The sequence below is a fragment of the Delftia sp. PE138 genome (assembly GCF_018320755.1).
GTDB lineage: Bacteria > Pseudomonadota > Gammaproteobacteria > Burkholderiales > Burkholderiaceae_C > Comamonas > Comamonas tsuruhatensis.
Genome location: NZ_JABEPN010000009.1, coordinates 111563 through 130517 on the forward strand (window position 1 = coordinate 111563; position 18955 = coordinate 130517).

Annotated in this window: 14 protein-coding genes; 6 read left to right on the plus strand and 8 right to left on the minus strand. The window is 68.1% G+C overall.

Features of this window, described 5'->3' with window-relative positions; all coding sequences use genetic code 11:
• The first annotated feature begins 32 nt into the window (after window positions 1–32).
• The gene (gene pdxR / locus HFGMBDPB_RS25140) at window positions 33–1541 is read left to right on the plus strand and encodes a MocR-like pyridoxine biosynthesis transcription factor PdxR (protein WP_016447587.1); all 1509 of its coding nucleotides are present in this window, start codon (window positions 33–35) and stop codon (window positions 1539–1541) included.
• Window positions 1542–1619: 78 nt separating this feature from the next.
• Complete coding sequence (locus HFGMBDPB_RS25145) at window positions 1620–2126, plus strand: GNAT family N-acetyltransferase (protein WP_016447586.1); 507 nt, start codon at window positions 1620–1622, stop codon at window positions 2124–2126.
• Between the two features lie 112 nt (window positions 2127–2238).
• Here the strand turns inward: HFGMBDPB_RS25145 and HFGMBDPB_RS25150 are convergent, their stop codons facing one another.
• From HFGMBDPB_RS25150 to HFGMBDPB_RS25170, 5 genes are all read right to left on the minus strand, one after another.
• Complete coding sequence (locus tag HFGMBDPB_RS25150; protein ID WP_016451277.1) at window positions 2239–2718, minus strand: CYTH domain-containing protein; 480 nt, start codon at window positions 2716–2718, stop codon at window positions 2239–2241.
• Between the two features lie 150 nt (window positions 2719–2868).
• Window positions 2869–5304, minus strand: coding sequence for an RNA polymerase sigma factor RpoD (rpoD, locus tag HFGMBDPB_RS25155; RefSeq protein ID WP_016447584.1), 2436 nt, complete (start codon window positions 5302–5304; stop codon window positions 2869–2871).
• A gap of 260 nt (window positions 5305–5564) precedes the next feature.
• The gene (dnaG, locus tag HFGMBDPB_RS25160; protein ID WP_016447583.1) at window positions 5565–7601 is read right to left on the minus strand and encodes a DNA primase; all 2037 of its coding nucleotides are present in this window, start codon (window positions 7599–7601) and stop codon (window positions 5565–5567) included.
• Window positions 7602–7642: 41 nt separating this feature from the next.
• Window positions 7643–9859 (minus strand): sensor histidine kinase, encoded by a 2217-nt coding sequence (locus tag HFGMBDPB_RS25165; protein WP_212646512.1) that lies wholly within the window; start codon window positions 9857–9859, stop codon window positions 7643–7645.
• Window positions 9856–10581 (minus strand): response regulator transcription factor, encoded by a 726-nt coding sequence (locus HFGMBDPB_RS25170; protein ID WP_016447581.1) that lies wholly within the window; start codon window positions 10579–10581, stop codon window positions 9856–9858. The genes HFGMBDPB_RS25165 and HFGMBDPB_RS25170 overlap by 4 nt, the downstream gene beginning before the upstream one ends.
• Before the next feature lie 266 nt (window positions 10582–10847).
• On the opposite strand from HFGMBDPB_RS25170, the gene HFGMBDPB_RS25175 reads away from it, so the two are divergent.
• From HFGMBDPB_RS25175 to HFGMBDPB_RS25185, 3 genes are all read left to right on the plus strand, one after another.
• Window positions 10848–12185 (plus strand): SPFH domain-containing protein, encoded by a 1338-nt coding sequence (locus tag HFGMBDPB_RS25175; protein WP_151021216.1) that lies wholly within the window; start codon window positions 10848–10850, stop codon window positions 12183–12185.
• Window positions 12186–12188: 3 nt separating this feature from the next.
• Complete coding sequence (locus HFGMBDPB_RS25180) at window positions 12189–13661, plus strand: hypothetical protein (protein ID WP_212646513.1); 1473 nt, start codon at window positions 12189–12191, stop codon at window positions 13659–13661.
• A gap of 471 nt (window positions 13662–14132) precedes the next feature.
• A complete protein-coding gene (locus tag HFGMBDPB_RS25185; protein WP_047326759.1) occupies window positions 14133–15779 on the plus strand; it encodes an acyl-CoA synthetase in 1647 nt (548 codons plus the stop codon).
• A 27-nt stretch (window positions 15780–15806) separates the two neighbouring features.
• Here HFGMBDPB_RS25185 and HFGMBDPB_RS25190 read toward each other — a convergent pair whose 3' ends face one another.
• The 3 genes from HFGMBDPB_RS25190 to HFGMBDPB_RS25200 are packed head-to-tail and all read right to left on the minus strand — an operon-like array spanning window position 15807 to window position 17223.
• On the minus strand, window positions 15807–16142 hold the full coding sequence (locus tag HFGMBDPB_RS25190) for an SMR family transporter (protein WP_012206837.1): 336 nt from the start codon (window positions 16140–16142) through the stop codon (window positions 15807–15809).
• 2 nt (window positions 16143–16144) lie between these two features.
• Window positions 16145–16951: a type I methionyl aminopeptidase gene (gene map, locus HFGMBDPB_RS25195; protein WP_203400549.1), complete on the minus strand. Its 807-nt coding sequence runs from the start codon at window positions 16949–16951 to the stop codon at window positions 16145–16147.
• Window positions 16948–17223, minus strand: a complete 276-nt coding sequence (locus HFGMBDPB_RS25200) for a ParD-like family protein (protein ID WP_016447576.1) — start codon at window positions 17221–17223, stop codon at window positions 16948–16950. The genes map and HFGMBDPB_RS25200 overlap by 4 nt, the downstream gene beginning before the upstream one ends.
• 397 nt (window positions 17224–17620) lie before the next feature.
• Between HFGMBDPB_RS25200 and HFGMBDPB_RS25205 the strand changes: the two genes are divergently transcribed.
• Entirely contained in the window at window positions 17621–18943 is a 1323-nt protein-coding gene (locus HFGMBDPB_RS25205) for an NAD(P)/FAD-dependent oxidoreductase (protein ID WP_046986655.1), read from the plus strand.
• The last annotated feature ends 12 nt before the right edge of the window (window positions 18944–18955 follow it).

Consider the following 18955-nt stretch of genomic DNA (forward strand, 5'->3'; position numbering starts at 1 on the left):
TCCACAAGGCAGGCAACGCAGGCAAGGCAGACATGGCAAAACCCTCCGTGTGCGCGGACCTCATCCTCCAGATGGACTGGCGCGGGCTGGGCGGGGACCGCGTCCGCCTGAACCGGGCCCTGTACCTGGCGCTGCGCCAGGCCGTGGACAGCGGGGCCCTGTTGCCGGGCAGCCGCCTGCCGGCCTCGCGCGACCTGGCCCGCGAGCTGGATGTGTCGCGCAACACCGTCAACCATGCCTATGAGCAGCTGCAGGTGGAGGGCTATGTGCGCAGCCAGGTCGGGCGCGGCACGCAGGTGGTCGACACCCTGCCTGCGGCCATGCTGCTGAGCGGCGGACGTGCACCCGCCCGCCGCGCTGCCGCCGCAGCGCCTGCGCCTGGCGGCGGCCTGTCCGTGCAGGCACAGGCCTTGCTGAAAACCGCCCAGGCTTCGGAGCAGCAATGGGGCGCCTTCATGCCTGGCGTGCCCGACGTGACGCAGTTCCCGCGCGCCGCCTACGCGCGCATCCACAACCGCCTGCTGCGACACGCCGGGCCGCAGCTGCTCACCTATGGCACGCGCGGCGGCGTGGAGGCGCTCAAGCAGGCGCTGGCCGAGCACCTGCGCGTGGCGCGCTCGGTGAACTGCGCAGCCGATCAGGTGCTGATCACAGAAGGCGTGCACCAGGCCATCGACCTGGTGGTGCGCAGCCTTGCCGACCCTGGCGACTGCGTCTGGATGGAGGAGCCGGGCTACTGGGGCATCGCCAACGTGTTGCGCATGCAGCACGGGCTGAGCCTGCACAGCGTGCCAGTGGACGAGGAGGGCATGCATCTGCCGGACGGCCTGCCCGTGCCGCGGCTGATCTTCGTCACTCCCTCGCACCAGTACCCGCTGGGCGCCGTCATGAGCATGGCGCGGCGCCGCGCGCTGATCGCCTACGCGCGCCGGGTGGGTGCCTGGATCGTCGAGGACGACTACGACAGCGAATTCCGGTTCTCCGGCAGCCCCGTGCCCAGCATGCAGGGCATGGAGGAGGACGCGCCCGTCATCTACATAGGCACCTTCAGCAAGACCCTCTACCCGGGACTGCGCATGGGCTACATGGTGCTGCCCCCGACCCTGGCCGAGCCGCTGCGCCGCATCCATTCAGAGCTGTACCGAGAGGGTCACCAGCTGCCGCAGCAGGTCATCGCCGAACTGATCGTGGAAGGCCACTACGCCGCCCACATCCGCAAGATGCGCCTGCTCTACGGCAAGCGCCGCCGCATGCTGATGGCCTTGATCGAGCGCTATCTGGGCGCCGACCACCTGCCCTGGGTGGACAGCGGCGCGGGGCTGCATTTCGTGATGCAGCTGCCCGGGCAGGACGATGATGTCGTGCTCGCCGAGGACCTCCGGCAGGCCGGCATCTTCGTCAAGCCGCTGTCGCGCTACTACGCGGGTCCGCACCGGCGGCGTGGCCTGCTGCTGGGGTACGCCTGCGTTTCCGAGGAAGAGATAGGCGCAGCCTTCTTCCGCATGCTGGCAGTGCTCGGAGCCCGGCATGGCCGGCGCTGAGGCCCGGGCCGGACCATCCGGCCGGGCGCCGCCTTGGCTCCCGACGCCAACCCTTTTTTGTCTGCCTAAGGACGCACCATGATCTCCATCCGCCCCGTTGAACCCCATGAATGGCCGCAGTACCGGGATATCCGCCTGCGTGCCCTGCGCGATGCACCCGACGCCTTCGGCAGCACCTGGGAGTCGGAGGCCGCAAGGGTTGACGCGGACTGGGCTGCGCGGCTGCAGGCCGCCGTTGCCGGCGGCAGGGACAGGGTGCTCTTCGCCGTCAACGGCGGCCAGGCCTGCGGCCTGCTCTGGTGCAAGCTGTGTGCCCCCGAGCCCGGCGTGGCCGATCTCTTCCAGATGTGGGTCGATCCCGCCGTGCGTGGCCGGGGTGCGGGCCAGGCCCTGCTGGCCCAGGCCGTCGCCTGGGCCTGGCACAAGGGCATGCAGCGTGTGCGGCTGGGTGTGACCGATGCCGACTCTCCCGCCATGCGCCTGTACCTGGCGAACGGCTTCCGGCCTGTGGGCGGGCTGCAGCCGCTGCGCGAGGGCTGCGAACTGCGCGTGCAGACGATGGCCCTGGACCGGGCCGGCGGCTGAGCCGCTGCACAGCGCAGGAAGTTCCGGCAGTCAGTCCCTGCGGCCTCTGTCGCCCCCTGGTGGCCCCCTGTAGCCCCCCGTAGCCCCGGGGCGTCCACAAGGCCGTCCTGCATCAGCCCGGCAGCACGGCCGGTGAAGGCACCTGCCGGGTCTTGGCCAGTTGCGCGTTGCTGTAGCGAAGATCAGCGGTGACCTCCGCTCCCAGCCAGGCGGGCGAGGGCGGCTGGATATCCTCGCTGGCCAGTTCGATCTCGGCCGTGACCAGCCCGGCCAGCGGGCCTTCGAATACATCGACCTCGAAGTCGAAGCCGTCCACCGTCACGATGTAGCGCACCTTTTCGAGTGCGCCATGCGCGCAGTGCTGGGCCAGCAGCGTCTCGGCGTCGGCCAGCGGAATCCGGTATTCGAATTCGGCGCGGCTCATGCCGCGTGCCGGCCCCTTGAGCGTGAGAAATCCGGTGTCCCCGGCGATGCGCACCCGCACCCACATGCCGTTGTCGGCGATGTATCCCTGCGCCATGCGCACGCCGGTCAGGCCGGTCACGACGCCGGGGTCGGCCACAAGGTATTTGCGTTCGATTTCGAGAGCCATGCTGATGCCCTTGCAGACAAAGGCGGCAGTCTATCGCGCCACCATCGCCCTGCCCGGCAGATGGCCGGCCACAAACAAAAAGCCCCGCAGGGGAGTGCGGGGCTTTCCAGGGGGGCGGTTGCCGGCCCGGGGGGCGGCATCCACAGCGCCTTAAAGCGAGTCGATGAAGCTGCGCAGCTTGTCCGAGCGGCTCGGGTGCTTGAGCTTGCGCAGGGCCTTGGCCTCGATCTGGCGGATGCGTTCGCGCGTGACGTCGAACTGCTTGCCCACTTCTTCCAGCGTGTGGTCAGTGGACATTTCGATGCCGAAGCGCATGCGCAGCACCTTGGCTTCGCGCGGGGTGAGGCCGTCGAGGATGTCCTTGACCACGTCGCGCAGGCCGGCCTGCATGGCGGCGTCCACGGGAGCGGTGTTGTTGGTGTCCTCGATGAAGTCGCCCAGGTGCGAATCGTCGTCGTCGCCGATCGGCGTTTCCATGGAGATCGGCTCCTTGGCGATCTTCATGATCTTGCGGATCTTGTCTTCCGGGATCTCCATCTTGGCCGCCAGGATGGACGCATCGGGCTCGAAGCCGAACTCCTGCAGATGCTGGCGCGAGATGCGGTTCATCTTGTTGATGGTCTCGATCATGTGCACCGGGATGCGGATGGTGCGCGCCTGGTCGGCGATCGAGCGCGTGATGGCCTGGCGGATCCACCACGTGGCATAGGTCGAGAACTTGTAGCCGCGACGGTATTCGAACTTGTCCACGGCCTTCATCAGGCCGATGTTGCCTTCCTGGATCAGGTCTAGGAACTGCAGGCCGCGGTTCGTGTACTTCTTGGCGATGGAGATCACCAGGCGCAGGTTGGCCTCGATCATCTCCTTCTTGGCGTCACGGCTGGCGCGCTCGCCGTCGTTCATGCGCTTGTTGATGCGCTTGAGCTCGTCCAGCGGCACGACCACGCGCGATTGCAGGTCGATCAGGTTCTGCTGCAGTTCCTGCACGGGCGGGACATTGCGCTCCAGCACGCTGCTCCAGGGCTTGCCGGCCGCGACCTGCTCCACCACCCACTGCAGGTTCAGCAGGTTGGGCGGGAACTGGGCGATGAAGGTTTCCTGCGGCATGCCGCACTTGTCCACGATGATCTTGCGCAGCTCGCGTTCCTTCTTGCGCACGTCATCGACCTGGGCACGCACGAGGTCGCACAGCTTCTCGATGGTCTTGGCCGTGAAGCGGATGGTCATCAGCTCTTCGGTCAGGGCCTTCTGCACCTTGATGTACGTGGGCGTGCCGTAGCCTTCCTTGTCGTACACCTTGTGCATCTTGTCGAAGTTCTCGCGCATGGCGTCGAAGCGGCGCAGCGCCTCGTTCTTGAGTTCTTCGAGCTTCTTGGTCAGTGCCTTGGAGCCGCCCTTGCCGTCGTCGTCGTCCTCTTCGTCGTATTCGTCGAAGTCTTCTTCGGCCACGTAGTCGTCGTTCTCATTGGCGTTGACGAAACCGTCGACGATGGTGGAGATGACGACCTTGCCTTCGCGGATTTCCTCGGACATGGCCAGGATTTCTGCGATGGTGGCGGGCGAGGCCGAGATGGCCTCCATCATGTCCATCAGGCCGCCTTCGATGCGCTTGGCGATTTCGATCTCGCCTTCGCGCGTCAGCAGCTCCACCGTGCCCATTTCGCGCATGTACATGCGCACGGGGTCGGTGGTGCGGCCGAATTCGGAGTCCACCGTGGACAGGGCGGCTTCGGCCTCTTCCTCGGCTTCCTCTTCGGTGGTGGCGGACTGGCCCGTGTTGTTCAGCAGCAGGGTTTCCGCGTCGGGGGTCTGCTCGTAGACGGCCACGCCCATGTCGTTGAGCATGGAGATCACGACTTCCAGCGTCTCGGCATCGACCAGCTTGTCGGGCAGGTGGTCGTTGATTTCGCTGTGCGTCAGGTAGCCGCGCGTCTTGCCCAGCTTGATCAGCGCCTTCAGGCGCTGGCGGCGGGTGGACATTTCCTCTTCGGTCAGGACGGTTTCGTCCAGGCCGAATTCCTTCATCAAGGCACGTTCCTTGGCCTTGCTGATCTTCATGCGCAGGGGCTTGACCTTTTCAGCCGGGGCCGAGGAGGCCTCGACCTCGACTTCCACTTCGGTCTCGACTTCGCCTTCCACTTCGCCATCGATGTCGCCATCGATGTCCGACAGGTCGGCGTCGTCCATGTCGTCGCCCGCTTCCTTGGCCTTGGGCTTGCGGCCGCGCTTGGCGGGGGTCTTGGCTGCAGCGGTGGAAGTGGCGGCCTTGGCCGGCGCCTTCTTGGCGGCAGCAGGCTTCTTTTCTGTCTGGGCGGGGGCGTCGTCGCCTTCGGCTGCCTTCTTGCGGCCACGCTTGGGCGTCGCGGCGGCGAGCAGTTCGTCGGCCATGGCTTTGAGTTCGGCTTGGGACTTGGTTACCACGTCGGTATCTTTCTTTGCTTTGGCCGCAGATGCGGCGCTCTTCGGTCCTGCAGCGGCTTTGCCGGCACCGGCCTTGACGGCCGGGGCTGAAGAGGTTGTCGAAGTCTTGGGCTTCGCTGGAGCTTCGGGGGCCTGCTTGGACTTCACGGACTTTGAAACGGGCATGAGCACCTCACGGTCGGGAGCGAACACACACAAAGGGAAACTCAAACAAGCGCCGCCTAAGCGCGCGCGGACGGACTAGGCCCGCCAGGGAAGCGTACATATTCCAGGCAAGATGTCTGGGCGATCATTTGGTGTGCAGTCCTTGCGGGAAATTGGGCCGTGCAGTTGCTGCAATCACGTGAGTTCGTCACGGGGCCCGGTCCGGAGGTGCTGCTGTCGCTCTTGCCGATAGCCCCCAATTATATCTGCTTACCTCGATTTCAAGAGGAAGTGCGCATCTGGTTTTCCAGGGCCTGCTGTCGGGCAAAGAGATCGCGATAGCGCTGGGCGGCGCTGGGGTCCCGTGCCATGTCGCGCAAGGCTTCGTCGATCTGGGCCTTGATGTGGACGATGACCATGCGATTGAGGACATCACGCAACTCACGGCGCAGCTCGGGCAGTTCGCCCTCGGGATGCGCGTGGGGGCCGCTCATGAGCCTGTCTGCCAGCGTTTCGTGAGGCAGGCCGCGCAGTTGTTCGCGCAGCACGGCAAAGGGCCGGGCACCGGATTCCTGGAACTGTGCCTCCATCCAGCGGAACATGGCGCCATGTTCGCCTGAGCAGTGCGCCAGTGCCTCGAAGTCCTCGTGGGTGAGTTCTTCCATGAATTCCATGTGCGCCATGAGCAGGCGTGCCGCCTGGTCGGTGCGTGTGGCTGGCGCGCCACGCGGGCCCATGGGGGGCGGGTTGAAGTCGGCCCGGCCATTCTTGTCCCAGGGTTTGCGCGGCCAGGGCTTTTTGCCGCCGCGCCCGGGCTCGCCGCTGCGCCAGCCGCCCGCGCCGCTTCCATGGCCGCCACGCTCGTGCCAGCCCGAAGGCGCGCCGTATTCGACAGGCTGGCCCCAGTCGGGCGCGGCCGGTGCATGGCCGGCCTGCTGGCCCGGATGGGAAGCACCGCCGGCCATGGAGCCCCGCGCCGGGCCGCTGCGAGCGGCTTCCTGCGACCACAGGTCGGAGAGGTCGCGCGCATCGAGCTGCACGAGTTCGGCGATCTCGCCCAGCAGCTGGCGCTTGAGCGCGCCGTCAGGCAGGGCCGTCCACAGGGGGCGGGCATTGCTGGCCATGTGGGCACGGCCTTCGGCCTGGCCCAGGTCGCAGCCTTCGCTGGCGGCTTCGATGAGAAAGCGGCTCAACGGCAGCGCGTCGCCCACGTAGCGGGCAAAGGCTTCGCTGCCGTATTCGCGGATGAAGCTGTCCGGGTCGTGTTCGGCGGGCAGGAAGAGGAATTTGACGCTGCGCGTGTCGCTGGCATAGGGCAGGGCCGCATCGAGCGCCTTGCGCGCGGCGCGCCGGCCCGCCCCGTCGCCGTCGAAGCTGAAAACGACGGCGTCAGTAAATCGAAACAGTTTGTGAATGTGATCGGGCGTGCAGGCCGTGCCCAGCGTGGCGACGGCGTTGGCAAAGCCCAGCTGGGCCAGGGCCACCACGTCCATATAGCCTTCGGTGACCAGCGCATAGCCCATGTCGCGCAGGGCGGTGCGGGCCTCGAACAGGCCGTAGAGTTCGCGCCCCTTGTGAAACACCGGGGTTTCGGGCGAATTCAGGTATTTGGGCTTCTCGTCGCCGAAGACGCGGCCGCCGAAGCCTATGCACTCGCCCTTGACGTTGCGGATGGGAAACATCAGCCGGTCGCGGAAGCGGTCGTAGCGCTTGCCGTCGTCCTCGCCGACGATGACCAGGCCCGATTCTTCGAGCTGCGGATCGTCGTAATGCGCAAAGACGCTGGCCAAGTTGCGCCAGCCGGCGGGCGCGTAGCCCAGGCCGAAGCGCCTGGCGGTTTCGCCCGAGACACCGCGGCGCTTGAGGTATTCGATGGCCTGGGGGGAGGCTTTCAGGTGCTTGCGGAAAGATTCACCGGCCTTTTCCAGCACGTCGGTGAGGGTGGCCTGTTTCTGCTTCTGGGCGGCCTGGCGCTCGCGCTCGGCCGGGCTGATGTCGTCCTGCGGCACCTGCAGGCCGACTTGGCCGGCAAGATCCTGCACGGCCTCAACGAAGCCCATGCCGGCATGGTCCATCAGAAAACCGATGGCGTTGCCGTTCTTGCCGCAGCCGAAGCAGTGATAGAACTGCTTGCTGGGGCTGACGGTGAAGGAAGGCGACTTCTCGCTGTGGAAAGGGCACAGGCCCATGAAGTTGGCGCCGCCCTTCCTGAGCTGTACGTAACGGCCCACGATGTCGACCACGTCGACGCGCGCGAGCAACTCCTGGATGAACGATTGGGGAATGGACACCCGCGTATTGTGCCTTCGCGGGGCCATCCGGCCGTGCCCCGGGGGCACTGGCCGGCAGCGCCCGGCCCTCAGCCCAGGCGCTGGAAGGTCAGCGTGAAGGCCACGCCATCGCGCGTGTTGTGGGCCCTGATCGTGCCGCCCATCTTGGCCATGTAGGTCCTGGCCACGAACAGGCCCTGTCCCCGGTGCTCGGCGCCGCTGGCGGCAGAAGGCTCCTGGGGCGCGGACACCCCCAGCTCGAAGATGCGCTCCAGCAGGTCCTCCGCAATGGTGGCGCCCTGGTTGTGCAGCGTGGCGCTGGCGGTGGACTCGGAGGCCGACAGCGACAGCGTGATGGCCGTGCCGGCCGGCCGGTAGCTGTCGGCATTGCGCAGGATGTGGGTGACCACGTCCTCCAGGGCAAATTCGTCGGCGCGCACGATCACGGCGCCGGCGGCTCCCGCGCTCCCGCTCTTGTTCCCGCCTTCGTAGACCACATCGGCAATGCCCGCATAGTGTGCGTTGGCTGCCACGTGGCTGAGGAAGGCGTCCAGGTCCAGCCGGCCCTCCGGCACGGTGGCGGCCTGCAGCGCCTCGGCCGGCGATGCCGTGCCGTAGAGCACATGCACGGCCTGCTGCATGCGCTGCACATAGCGGTGGCCAGGGTCGTCGGGGCCGTACAGCACCATCAGCGATTGCAGGGGCGACATGATCTCGTGGCCCACGGCATGCCACATGTCGCGTTCCTGCTGGGCGCGCAGCTGCTCGCGCTGCAGGTCGTCCTTCACGCGCTGCAGCAGGTCGGCCAGGCCGCCGGCCAGAATGCCCAGCTCGTCGGAACCACGCAGGTCCGACACTTCGAGGTCGCCCAGGCGTGGGCCGACATGGCCGTCCTGCACGTTGTACGACACGGCGGCGGCGCGCCGGGTGAGGGCGGTCACGCGGCGGATCAGCCCCAGCTCGACGATCAGCCAGGCCAGCGCAATGGCGGCCAGCATGGCGCCCAGGTACCAGGACAGGCGCGTGGCCACGGCGGCCAGGCCCTGCTCCACATCGCGCGGGTGGCCGGTGAAGCTGACGGTGTAGTTGCCCGTGGGCGTGTCCAGAATGTCCTGGCCCGTGGGCACGGCCGGGGTCATGGTGGCGGCGGAGACGCCGGCCGCATGCAGCGGCAGCCAGCTGATCAGGCGCAGCAGCCAGGGCGCCGACGGCGCGGCCTGCACATCCACGCCCTTGAGGGTGATGGCGCTGGCCTCGTCGGCACCCACCTTGCGGATCTGCACGCGCTCGCCGGGCAGCAGGCTGCGCGAGATGTCGTTGAGCGAGGCGGCCAGCTGCGCCCCCGGCGCATTGCTGTCGAACAGGGGCGCGGCCGCCTCGCCCGGGGCCAGCATTTCCACGCGCACACGCATGCTGCCCAGGTCTTCGGGCGGCCAGACGGGGCGCACGTCCCTGCGAAACAGGGCCTCGCGGAACAGCTCGACCGGCAGGCGGATGGAGTAGTGCGTGCGGCGCAGGCAGTCGGCTGCAGGGGGTGTCTTGTCATTGCCCGCATGGCCCTGCACGCCAGGCGGCAGGTCGCGGCAATGGCCGTTCTGCCAGAGCCAGCCACGGAAATCGCGCACGGGCCGCGCGCGGGCGTCAAGCTGGGGCGTGCCGTTGTCCACAAAGCCGGTGAGCCGGCCGTGCTCGCCGTTGCCGGCCCTGCTGCCCTGCTGCGGCATGGCCTCATAGGGCGCGATCCAGCGGTAGGTGCTGCCGCGCATGTCCAGCGTGATGCGGGCGCGGTGCGCCTGGGCGGGCTCGCGCGAGCCGCGCTCGCGCGGTGTCAGCTCGCCTGCGAAGAAGCTGCCCACCAGATAGATGAAGCCGCCTGCGTAGGGATTGTTGCCGATGGCCGCGCACAGCGAGGCGCCATCGGGATACTGCACCGAGCAGCCGGCCATCTCCACGGCCTGCTGGGACTTTTGCGGATCGTCGAAGTCGATGGCCGCGTAGGGCAGCAGCAGCGGCGCCAGCGGTGTCACGCCCTGGCCCAGGTGTCCGGCATTGAGCAGGGCCAAGCGTCCCGAAGGATGGCGCAGCCGCGCCATGACCTCGGCCTGGCTGCGCACAAAGCCGTGCTGGTAGGCCTGCCAGGCGCGTTCCTTCTCGTCCTTGAGCACCACCACGCTCAGCGCCACCGTGGCCACGGCCAGCAGCACGAACACGCCGCGCAGCAGGATGCGCTGGCGGAAGGCGGCCAGGCCCAGGCGCGGAACTTCCAGCCGGGGCAGCTCCAGTTTGGGGTTGAGCAGGCGCTTCATGCGCGGGCGGCGGCGCCGGCCTGGCCCACCCAGCGAAAGCCGCGCATGGGCACGTTCTCTATGCCTTCGAAGCCCGGGTCCACCTCGCGCAGGGCCTCGCGGATGGTGCTGACGTGCTTGCGCACGTTGTCGCGGTTGCGGCCGCTTTTGACCACCTCGAACAGCTCGTCGTAGGACACCACTTCGCCGCTGCGCTGGTGCAGCGTGGCCAGGATGCGCTGGGCCGTCAGCGGCAGGTTGATGCGCTCGCCGCGCCAGGTGGGCGTGCGCTGCCACAGCGGGTCCAGCACCAGGGCGTCGCCTGCAGGCGCTGCGGCTGCCTGCGCGGCCACGGGCGCCGCACGCTGCGTGGTGCGCAGGATGTCCAGGAAGGTCTCGATGAAGTCGGCCTCCTCGAAGGTGGTCTTTTGCAGGTAGTCCCAGGCGTCCAGCGCTTTCATGATGCTGCGGTAGATGGCGGCCGGCATGGCCGACACCACCAGCACCGGCGTGCCCTGGCCCAGCTTGTTGATGGCGTTGATCAGGGCCACGCCGGCATGGCGCTCGCGGCCCAGCTCGATGTCCAGCACCACGGCGTCGTAGTGCTCGCGCGCCAGGGCGGCCTCGGCCTCGTCGCGCGTGAACCACTGGTCGATCACGATGCCGCTGCGCGCACTGCGTATCCATCCCGCCAACTGGTTGCTGGTGGGCAGGTCGTCTTCGATCACGGCGATACGGGTCATGGGGCTGTGCAGGGGTGGGGTCGGGGGAGGCCGCCGTGGCGGTGTTCGCGGGATTATCTCGGCCCTGCGCCGGCCCGGGTGTGAGTTTTTCTTCCGGGGCCGGAGCGTTTGCGCCGCCGGTGTGAGCGCTTTGGTCCGTGCGCTGCGTTGTTGCTTCCGGGGTGGATCCGAACAATCGGTCCTCAATGAGCCACCCCTGTTTCCGGTGCCTCAGAAACAGCCAACAACAGCCAACAACAGCCATCACAGCCGAGAGAGAGAACACCATGAAAGCCACCTGGAACCGCATCATGCAGGCCCTGACGGGCCGCAAGTCCGCCCGCCTGGACGGAGCCGGCACCGCCGATTCCTCCGAGCCTGCAGCCGACGCCGGCACGCTGCCGGGCAACGCGCCCCGCCGCCAGCCCGTGGACTGGGCAGTCCTGCTGCCCACGGCACGTACCGTGCGCTGGCTGGCCATCGGCGCCGTGGTGGTGGCGGCCGGCCTGGTGGTGGTGCGCAACCCGCCCGTGCAGCACCTGGAGCAGGGCACGCTGGGCGTGCGCCTGAACCAGTTCACGGGCTCCGTCAGCCTGTGGCGCGATGGCAGCGTGTGGGTGGTTCCGGGCCTGCACACGGTGCGCGTGTTCTCCCTGCGCGACCAGAGCTACCGTCCGGAGGCCATGCGCCAGGCCAATGGCAGCGCCCCCCTGCAGTCGGTCGAGGGCCTGTCCCTGGGTCTGGACCTGAACGTCCGCTATGCGCTTGATCCCGCATCGCCCGCCGTCAAGGCCGGCAACCTGCCTCTGGACATAGGCGGCGACATCGTGGAGCCCGCCGTGCAGGGCCTGGTCTACAAGGTGTTCGCACGCTACACCGTGCGCGAGATCTTCTCGACCAAGCGTGCCGAGATCGCCCAGATCATGGAAACCGAACTGCGCACGCGCCTGGCGGCCGACGGCGTCACGCTGCGCAGCATCCAGATCGGCAAGGTGGACCTGCCCGCCGAGTACCGCCGCGGCATGGACAGCCTGCTGGCCGAGGAGCTGGCCTCCGAGAAGATGCGCTACACGCTGGAGCTCAAGGACAAGCGCGTCAAGGAAACCGAGCTGGACGCCAATGCCGACAAGGTGCGCCGCGAAGTGGCCGCCGAAGCCGCCGCACGCGAGCAGGTGATTGCGGCGCGTGCCCAGGAAGAGGCCATGAAGCATGTGCTGCCCTTCAAGCAGCGCCAGATCGAGCAGCGCCAGCTGGAGGCCGAGGCCGAGCGCGTGGCCCGCGTGAAAGCTGCCGAGGGCAGCGCCCAGGCCCGCCGCATCGAGGCCAACGGCGAAGCCGATGCACGCCAGAAGCTGGCCGAGGCCGAGGCCTTCCGCATGGACCGCCTGGGCAAGGTCAACGCCGAGCAGATGGCGCGCGAAGGCACCCTGGTCACGCGCTACCCGCTGCTCATCCAGAAGACGCTGGCCGACAAGCTCTCGGACAAGATCCAGGTCATCATCGCGCCCCCGCCGACCAATGGCGACTTCATCGGCGCGGCCCTGCTGGGCGGCAGCCGCAACGCACAGGCCGGCGCAGCCTCCGTGGCGGCCGAAGATGCCAACGCAGCCGTTCAGGAGCAATAAGCCATGCTGACCGTATCGACCTTGGCCGCCGCAGCGCTGGCCACCGGCATGGGCAGCGCCATCGTGGTGCAGGACCAGGCCAGCCTGCGCGCCGCGCCGCGCGATGGCGCCCAGCAGCAGGCCAGCCTGTGGCAGGGCGAGGTACTGGAGATCAGGGGCGAACGCCTGGACTACCTCCAGGTCTGGGACCACAAGCGCGAGCGCGGCGGCTTCATCCGCGCCAGCGATGTGCGCCGTGTGGCCCTGACAGAGGCCGATGCCCCCGCGCTGCTGGCCGTGCTGCGCTTCGTGCAGGACACGCCCGGTGCCGAGGCGCTGGGCATCGGCCTGGCGGCCGCCTACCTGCAGGCCGCGTCCGCCAGGACCCTGGCTGGCGCCGAAGGCGCGCAGGCCTTCGACGCACTGGGCGGCTTTGCCGACCGGCTGGCGCGGCGCGCCTCCGCCGCTGCGCCCGGCAAGGCCTCGGGCGCCACGCTGTCGGCCCACCTGGATGTGGCCAGCGGCTACGGCCTGCGCTTTGCGACCTATGAGGTCGAAGGCCGCATGCAGGTCTGCTACGAAGGGGAATTCTTCCGCCGCGTGCTCGCCATGCCCGCTGCCGACGCGCCGCAGCGCGCCCGCGCCGCCCTGGCGCTGACACGGCCCGAATGCGTGGACCCCGATCTGCCGGCCCATGAGCGCGCCCGCCTGTACGCCTGGCAGGCCGATGTGCTGGAGCGCGTGGATGTGACCGGCCTGCCGCCCTACCTGCGCGGCCGCGTGCAGATGCGCCGCGCCAGCGTGTGGGGCGCGCTGGCCTTTCAGCAGGCGCGCAAAAGCATGGCCGACCCTGCCGTGGCGGCATCGGCCGCCCGGGCGCTGGCCGAGTTCACGGGCGTCAGCAAGTCCGAGCTGCCCGATGAAGACCAGAGCGCCTACAACGACGCGGCCATGCGGGTGAGCGCCGTGCGCTGGGCGCTGGCGCCTGTTGCTGCTGCGGCTCCTGCTGCCGGAGCCCGCCCGACGCTGCTGACCGAGCCCGGTGCTGCCGGCGAAACCTGCGTGCTGCTGGTGGACGCCCAGCACGGCGCCAAGGCCCCTTTGCTGCGCCGCTGCACCTATGGCCTGGTGTGGGCTGCATCGGCCAGCACCAACCGCGAGGGCACGGCCGTGGCCCTGGCCGTGCAGCCGCTGGAAGGCTGGCGCGAACTGTGGGTGCTGCGCAAGACCGAAGGCGGCTGGCTGGCCGATGTGCTTCCCCCCGCCGCCACCGCGCCGGAGACCGGCGTGGCCGAATGGGCGGGCTGGGTGCCTGGCGGCCAGCTGATGCTGGTGGCGCGCGAGGCCCGTGGCCAGGGCCGCTACCGCAAGAGCTTCGAAGTGGTGCGGCTGGACGGCCTGGCCACCGAGCGCGTGACCGGCGATGTGTCTGCCCTGCCGCTGTTCCAGCGCTGGCAGGACCCGGCCTGGAAGCGCCAGTCCCTGAGCCTGCGCTGAAGCAAAAAAAAGCCTGCACCGGTGGGGTGCAGGCTCGTCTCCAACGATGCCTGGAGCGTTGCCAGGCGACTCCTCTAGGAACTCCTTGTTCGCCTTCCAGCGGTGCTGGCCGGCGAATCCAAGCGGCGATTCTACGAGTGAAGCCGAGGCCGTGCGGCCGAGTCATCTGATAAATGATGTCTTATAGAGGACTGTGGTTGTGCAGTCGCCTGGGGGACAGTCGGGGGCGCGCCTGCAGGCAGGTCAAGTGATTGTTTTGCATGAGTATTTTCAATTTTCATGAAATTCTGAAAGTTGTGATGCCCTGCAAAGACCATGCATGCCGCTTTGGTTATCCGGGCCTGTGCGGTGGCGCGCCCGGTGGTCGCGCATCAAGCTTGTGTAAGCCTGTCTTGCTATATCTTCAGGTTTCGCCAGTCTGCAATGGCAGACCTGCATCACACCAAGAACCCCAGCGAACCGGAGACCACGATGACCCACATTTACGACCAGCACCTGGACCGCAACAGCGCCAACCATGCGCCGCTCAGCCCCTTGGGCTTCATCGCCCGCACGGCCGAGGTCTATCCCGAGCGGCTGGCCGTGGTCCACGGCACGCTGCGCCGCAACTGGGGCGAGACCTATGCGCGCTGCCGCCAGCTGGCCAGCAGCCTGCACAAGGCGGGCGTGGGCAAGAACGACACCGTGGCCGTGATGCTGCCCAATACGCCGCCCATGGTGGAGGCGCATTTCGGCGTGCCCATGGCCGGCGCCGTTCTCAATGCGCTGAACACGCGGCTGGATGCGGAAACCATCGCCTTCATGCTGGACCATGGCGAGGCCAAGGTGCTGATCGTGGACCCGGAGTTCACGGGCGTGGTGGCCAAGGCGCTGAAGCTGCGCCAGCGCAGCGCGCCGCTGCTGGTGATCCAGGTCGAGGACACGCTGTACGGCCCGGCCGCCGAGCAGGTGGGCAGCCTGGACTACGACGACTTCGTGGCCGGCGGCGATGCCGGTTTCGACTGGCAGCTGCCCGCCGACGAGTGGGACGCCATTGCGCTGAACTACACCAGCGGCACCACGGGCAACCCCAAGGGCGTGGTCTATCACCACCGGGGTGCGGCCATCAATGCCATCAGCAATGTGCTGGAGTGGGACATGCCCAAGCACGCCGTCTACCTGTGGACCCTGCCCATGTTCCATTGCAACGGCTGGTGCTTTCCGTGGACGGTGGCGGCACGCGCCGGCGTCAACGTCTGCCTGCGCCGGGTGGAGGCGCAGGCCATCTTCGACGCCATCCGCAACCACGGCGTCACGCATTACTGCGGCGCGCCCATCGTGCACGGCCTGCTGGTCAACGCGCCGGCCGCCATGAAGGAGGGAGTGCCCGCCGGAGTCAAGGCCATGGTGGCAGGCGCCGCGCCACCGGCCTCGATGATCGAGGGCATGGAGCAGCTGGGCTTCGACATCACCCATGTCTATGGCCTGACCGAGGTCTATGGCCCGGCCACGGTCTGCGCCAAGCATGCAGCCTGGGATGGGCTGGACATCGGCGAACGCGCGCGCCTCAATTCCCGCCAGGGCGTGCGCTACCACCTGCAGCGCTCGGCCAGCGTGCTCGATCCGGAGACCATGGAACCCGTGCCCCATGACGGCCAGACCATGGGCGAGATCATGTTCCAGGGCAACATCGCCATGAAGGGCTACTTGAAGAACCCGCAGGCCACGGACGAGGCCTTCCGCGGCGGCTGGTTCCACACGGGCGACCTGGCCGTGCAGCATCCGGACGGCTATATACAGATCAAGGACCGCAGCAAGGACATCATCATCTCGGGCGGGGAGAACATCTCGTCCATCGAGGTCGAGGACGTGCTCTACCGCCACCCGGCCGTGCTGGCCGCCGCCGTGGTGGCCAAGCCCGATCCCAAGTGGGGCGAGACGCCCTGCGCCTTCATCGAGCTGAAGGCCGGCGCGCAGACCACGGCCGAAGACATCGTGGCCCACTGCAAGAAGCACCTGGCCGGCTACAAGGTGCCGCGTGCCGTGGTCTTTGGCGAGTTGCCCAAGACCAGCACGGGCAAGATCCAGAAGTTCGAGCTGCGCCGCCAGGCCGGGTCGGTCCAGGCCATCACGGGCTGAGGGCCAGGCCGCAGCGCGGGCAGCGGCTCAGTGTCCGGCCGTCTTGGAAAACAGCTGGATGACCAGCACGCCCGCCACGATCAGGCCCATGCCCGCCAGCGCGGGCAGGTCCAGCGTCTGGCCCTGCCAGAGCCATCCGACCAGGGAGATCAGCACGATGCCCGCGCCCGACCAGATCGCATAGGCCACGCCCGTGGGCACCGTGCGCAGCGTCAGCGACAGGAAGTAGAAGGCCAGCGCGTAGCCCAGGACCGTGACCACGCTGGGCCACAGCCGCGTGAAGCCTTCGGACTGCTTGAGGCAGGAGGTGGCCGCCACCTCAGCGACGATGGCCAGGCCCAGGTATAGGTAGTTGGACGCCATGCTCAGATGGCCGCGTAGTTGCCCGTGCCCTCGGGCCAGCGCGTGAGCACGTCGAAGCCCGTGTCGGTCACCACCACCATGTGCTCCCACTGGGCGGACAGCGACTTGTCGTTGGTGATCACCGTCCAGCCGTCGGCCAGTTCGCGCGTGGCAGCCTTGCCGGCGTTGAGCATGGGCTCGATGGTGAAGATCATGCCGGCCTCCAGCACCATGCCCTGGCCGGGCTGGCCGTAGTGCAGCACCTGGGGGTCGTCGTGGTAGACCTTGCTGATGCCGTGGCCGCAGTACTCGCGCACCACGCTGAAGCGCTCGCGCTGGGCCACGGTCTGGATGGCATGGCCGATGTCGCCCAGCGTGGCGCCGGGGCGCACGGCGCGGATACCGGCCAGCAGGGCCTCGTAGGTGGTCTCCACCAGGCGGCGCGCCTGGTTGGAGGGCTGGCCCACGTAGTACATGCGGCTGGTGTCGCCGATCCAGCCCTCGGGCGTGGTCACGGCCACATCGACATTGAGGATGTCGCCCTCGCGCAGGATCTGACGGGCGTCGGGGATGCCGTGGCAGACCACGTGGTTGGGCGAGGTGCAGACCGTCTTCGGAAAGCCGTGGTAGCCCACGTTGGTGGGCACGCAGCGCAGTTCGTCGACGATGAAGTCATGGCAGAGCCTGTCCAGGTGCTCGGTGCTGACGCCTGGCTGCACGTGGGGCACCAGCATCTGCAGGACGCGGGCGGCCAGGCCACCGGCCTTGCGTGATTGCCCGATATCGAGGGCATCGTGCAGCGGAACGCTGCGCAGCTTGGCGCCCCTCATTGCAGGCCTTCCGACAGGCGCACGGGGCGCGGGCGGCGTGCTGCCGTATCGGCGGGAGCCGGCGCCGCTTCGGGCTCGCCCAGCTTCAGCGTGGCCGCGGCCTCTTGCAGCAGCAGGGCGCAGATGCCTGCGTAGTCGAGATGGGGGTGGTGTTCGGCCAGCTGGCCGACACGCAGCCAATGCTCGGCCTGGGCGTTGATGGATCGACCCAGGGCCGCGCTGGACAGGCGGATCTGGTCGTGCAATTGGTCGGATATTTTGACGATTCCCATGGGGTGGCGATCATACGGGGAATATACGTTTCGTATATTGACAATCGCAAATCGCGGGCCCGGCAGCGGGGCATTCGTGCATGCCTGCAGATGCAGGCCGTCATGTCGTCGGCGATGCTGCGTGACGGACGGGGCGGATGCTCTTGTGTTGATAGCGCAATGATCAGGTCCGGCTGGCCATCCGACAGAGGTGATGTTTTTCCTGCGGCGCGGTCCTGTACAAGACCCTGCTCGGTGTGATCGGCGGTCTTCTATCAGATATCTGTTGCAGATCTAGGGCTTACCCCTAGCAAGTCGCCTGCTACCCAAACTGACAAGAATCAAGACTGTCTGGAAGCGAATGTCCTGCAAGCCGGCGCATGGTGCGGCCGGCCGGGCCTTCCGGCAGGGAGCAGCAATGGGCAAGGAACAAGAAGCGGGTTCGGCAACGGCATCGGGCGGGGCGCGCATCGTCGTCGTGGGCGGTGGCGTGGCGGGGCTGGAGATTGCCACGGCGCTGGGCAAGGGACGCACGGACGCCATCGGCTCGGTGACCCTGGTGGACAGCGATTCGGCCCATGTCTGGAAGCCCATGCTGCACACCATTGCGGCCGGCACGCGCGACCTGGCCCAGCAGCAGACCACCTACCTGGCCCAGGCCAGCGACGCCAGCTTTGCCTACCAGCCCGGCGAAATGTGCGGCCTGGACCGCGAGGCCCGCGAGGTGCTGCTGGCCCCCATCGAGGCGCCCGATGGCCGCGAGATCGTGCCGGGCCGGCGCATTGCCTACGACAGGCTGGTGATCGCCGTGGGCAGCGGCGCCAATGATTTCGGCACGCCGGGCGTGGACGAGCACTGCTTCATGATCGACTCGCGCCGCAAGGCCGATGCCTTCAACAGCGAGATCCGCCTGCGCATGGTGCGCTGCATGACCAGCGGCGAGCAGCTGCGCGTGGCCATCGTGGGCGGCGGCGCCACGGGCGTGGAGCTGGCGGCCGAGCTGGTGCAGCTGGCCGAGAGCGCCCGGGCCTACGGCGCGCTGGGCGAGGCCGCGCGCTTCGGCATCGTGCTGATCGAGGCCGGGCCGCGCCTGCTGCCCGGTTTTCCTGAAGAGATTTCCGAAGCCACGCGCCTGCGGCTGCAGGCCCTGGGCGTTTCGGTGATCGTCAACGGCCGCGTGCAGTCGGCCAGCGAAGAGGGGTTCGTGCTGGCCAGCGGCGAGTTCGTCCCCGCAGGCCTGCGCGTCTGGGCAGCGGGCGTGAAGGCCCCGGCCTTCCTGGCGCAGCTGGGACTGGAGACCACGCAAGGCAACCAGCTCAAGGTCAACGGCCAGTTGCAGACCAGCGACCCCCATGTCTACGCCGTGGGGGATTGCGCCAGCTTCACCCTGCCCGGGGCCAGCGTGCCGCTGCCGCCCACCGCCCAGGTGGCGCACCAGCAGGCCCGCTATCTGGTGGAGACGCTGCCGCGCTTGCTGAAGGAGCCGGGTTTCCGTCCCGAAGGCTTTGCCTACCGCGACTTTGGCGCCCTGGTGTCGCTGGCCCACTACGACGCCTATGGATCGCTGGGCAAATTCGGCCTGTTCAACGGCGGCGTGATCCGCGGGCGCATGGCCATGCTGAGCCACATCATGCTGTACCGCTCGCACCAGGCCCGCATCTACGGCTTTTGGCGCGGCGGGCTGCTGTGGCTGATCGATTTGATGAATTCGCGCCTGCGCCCGTCGATCCGGCTGGACTGAGCGGCCGGGCCC